Source organism: Oleiphilus sp. HI0123, from assembly GCF_001635315.1.
Window position 1 is genome coordinate 1 of the sequence record NZ_LWGE01001553.1, and the last position, 3,024, is coordinate 3,024.

Genomic DNA, 3,024 nt, shown 5'->3' on the forward strand with positions numbered 1-3,024 from the left:
ACTGTGATAGTTACCTCTTTTTCAATAGAAGTATCTTCAGGCCAGTGTGCTTGTGTTTCAGGTTTCTTAGGAGGGCCGTTTAGCTCTACAAGCATACGACGCTCTTTTACACCTAAGTTTTTAAGTATTTCGACACAGCTTTCATTAAAGGGTGTTGGGCCGCATATGTAAAACATCTTTGAGCTTAAGTTGCTCAGTGAAGATGAAACAAGCTCTTCAGTAACACGTCCGCCGATGCCTTGATAACTTTCACTTGGCCTTGAGATTAATTCTGTAAGTTTTATATTGTGATTCTGTTTGGCACAGGAGCGAATTTCCTTTGCGAATATTACATCCTCCTCGAAACTATTGCTGTAGATAATATGCATGGTATGAGGGAGATCTTTAGCGATGATATGTTTGATCATACTACGTGCAGGTGCAATCCCGGATCCGCCAGCGAAGAATACTAGATCATTACCATGGAATAGTGGATTATGATGAAAGCTTCCCATTGGGCCGGTGCTAGTAAGCTCTTGACCAGGCTTCAGATCATCAACTAAATAATGGCTAACGAAACCGCTATGAGCCTTTTTAACGGTCAGGTCATAATAGTCTCGTTCAGTGGGAGAGGAAGACATCGCATAAGGTCTGGCAGTTGGCGAACCATTTATCTCAACAAAAACGTTAATATACTGACCTGCTTGAAAAGGGGGAAGGTAACCATCAAGTGCTTTGACACGAATAGTATTCGTGGATGGCGTATCAGTAAAAATATCGGTAACAAGTAAACGAAGGCGTTTAGGATGTAGACTGTCGATAGTCTTTTGCGTAGCACCTTTCTCTTCGCTAAAGTCGCTTCCACTAAGCTCTATCTCGGTTTTCTTTTTTACGGCTTCAACGTAGCCAACGACACCATCTAATACGTTTTGTTCTGCGCTGCGATTTTTATGCATGTTGAGCCTCCGTTTGTGACTTTTTAATTTTACGCAATATACTTTTTGCCGTTGATTCACCGGCCATATAGGTCGGTTGAAAACCTCCTTGCGCTGTCCAACTTCCTGCGGAATACAAACCTTCAATACCACTCAATTGGTCGCGTAATAAGAGAGAATCCTGAATATGTTGTTTAAAGCCATAAATAGCGCCGTCAGGTGAGTTCAAATAACGCATCATAGTTAAAGGAGTCGCTACCTCAGCAACTTCAATATACTGGCTGAGATTTGGGTAAGCCTTTTCAACATGATCAATGAGCTTTTGTGCGTAGTCATACTTTGCTTCAGCATAATCTTCAGGGCTAAGTGCTTGCCATGCTTCGCCGTATTGAAGTGCTACAAGAGTTATGACGCTTTTTCCCTTGGGGGCCAAATCTTCGTCAATGAAGTTGTAGCAGGTGACCATTCCCCATTTCGGTGCGGTCATTTTATATAGTTCTGTTTCGTCAATATCCTGGTTGTCACCATCAATTACGAAGGTAGCGGCAGATGTAATACCGATATCCTCTGGCTTACAATCTAAACCTAAATACAAGCAAACAGCAGAAACACCTTTGCGTCTAGATTTAAAATCTTGTTGGATCTGAATAGGTGGCTTTTCAAGATCGAGGAGTTCATTGAAGGTGATCAGTGGGCTGGCGTTCGAAACAACATAATTACAGCTTACGGTTTGGCCATCTTCGAGTGTAATAGCATGAACCTTATTATCAGCGGTATGTATTTTCTTCGCACCACAACTAAACTTTACGCACCCTCCGGCTTCAACAAACGAATCGATAATTGCGCTAGAAACACTCTGAGATCCACCCTTAAAGTGCCAAGGTTTGAAGGTACAATAGGCGAAAAGCATTCCAATAAATTCTGCAAACACTAATTCATTGGTTGGGATACCGACATAACTCCAATAGGGAGTGATCGTATTGATCAGTTCTTTATTGCTGAAGAATTCATTCAATACTTCATCGGTAGTTCTTAAACCGTAGGCAGCAAAGTGTTTACATTGAGACTCTAATAGCTTTTCGTCATTACTACGCCTAACCTGTTGCAAGGCCATGTAATACTCCATAGCAACCTTGCTTCCTAGATCAAAGAAGCGGGTGATAGCATCACTGTCATCAGGAAAATTTTGTTTTAGAACTTTTTGAATGCCTGACCAACTCGCGGGAAGTGTAATATCTTGTTTCCCTGGGACAATTAATCGATATAGCTCCTCTTCCTGAACCAGTTCAACTTTATCGAGTACATCCAAATCCTTGAACATTTTTCTCATAAGGAAAGGTCTGTCTTCTGTCCCAACGCCACTTAACTGATGCAAAGCGACTTCAAATTCGAAATCTCCGCGGACGAAAGATGTACCGCATCCACCCGGAACATTATGGCGCTCAACAAGTAAGGTGTTACATCCATTCTTTTGCAGTGTCGCGGCAGCGGTTAGTCCGCCATTTCCTGCGCCAATCACTACTGCATCATAGTGTTTCATTGTTTTAAGTTCTCCACGTTTATATAAAATGCCAAGAAAATACTAGTACTAACAAAGTATCTAAACTTTACAGTGTAAGTGTACTTTACCCAGCAATATTTACATTGTAAAGTTTAGGGGTCGTAAATTGTATGTTTTATTTGCAAAGGCGCATTCAAAATCATGCTAGAAATCTAGGTTTAGAGCGAATTATGATAGTATTTATCTTATTCGAAGTAACATCTAAACATCGTTCAAGAGAGGGTTTGATGGCAAAGTCATTACAAGAGCAACTATTAGGTGCTGGCCTGGTAGATAAGAAAAAAGCAAAAAATATTCAAAAAGAGAAACGTGTTCAACGTAAGCAAACTCCAAAAGGCCAAGCAGTACAAAACGAAGCCGAAGCGCGAATAGCTCAGCAGAAAAAAGAAAAAGCTGAAAGAGACAAAGCACTGAATCAGGCGAAGCTGGAAGAGCAGAATCGAAAAGCAATTAAGGCTCAGGTAAAACAATTAATTGAAATGAACACCGTACCTAGTGAAGGTGACGATATTGGATTTCAATTTGCTGTCGATAAAAAGATCAAAAAGG

The 3,024-nt window shown here is 40.9% G+C and carries 3 protein-coding genes; 1 reads left to right on the forward strand and 2 read right to left on the reverse strand.

What is annotated here, in order from left to right:
* Window positions 1–935, reverse strand: a 935-nt coding sequence (locus tag A3761_RS20815; RefSeq protein ID WP_068750801.1) for a ferredoxin reductase, incomplete at its 3' end; no start/stop codon positions are given.
* Window positions 928–2,454, reverse strand: a complete 1,527-nt coding sequence (locus tag A3761_RS20820; RefSeq protein ID WP_068553026.1) for an NAD(P)/FAD-dependent oxidoreductase — start codon at window positions 2,452–2,454, stop codon at window positions 928–930. The genes A3761_RS20820 and A3761_RS20815, both read right to left, overlap by 8 nt.
* A 131-nt stretch (window positions 2,455–2,585) precedes the next feature.
* Between A3761_RS20820 and A3761_RS20825 the strand changes: the two genes are divergently transcribed.
* The coding region (locus A3761_RS20825) for a DUF2058 family protein (protein WP_156491997.1) at window positions 2,586–3,024 on the forward strand (439 nt) is incomplete at its 3' end.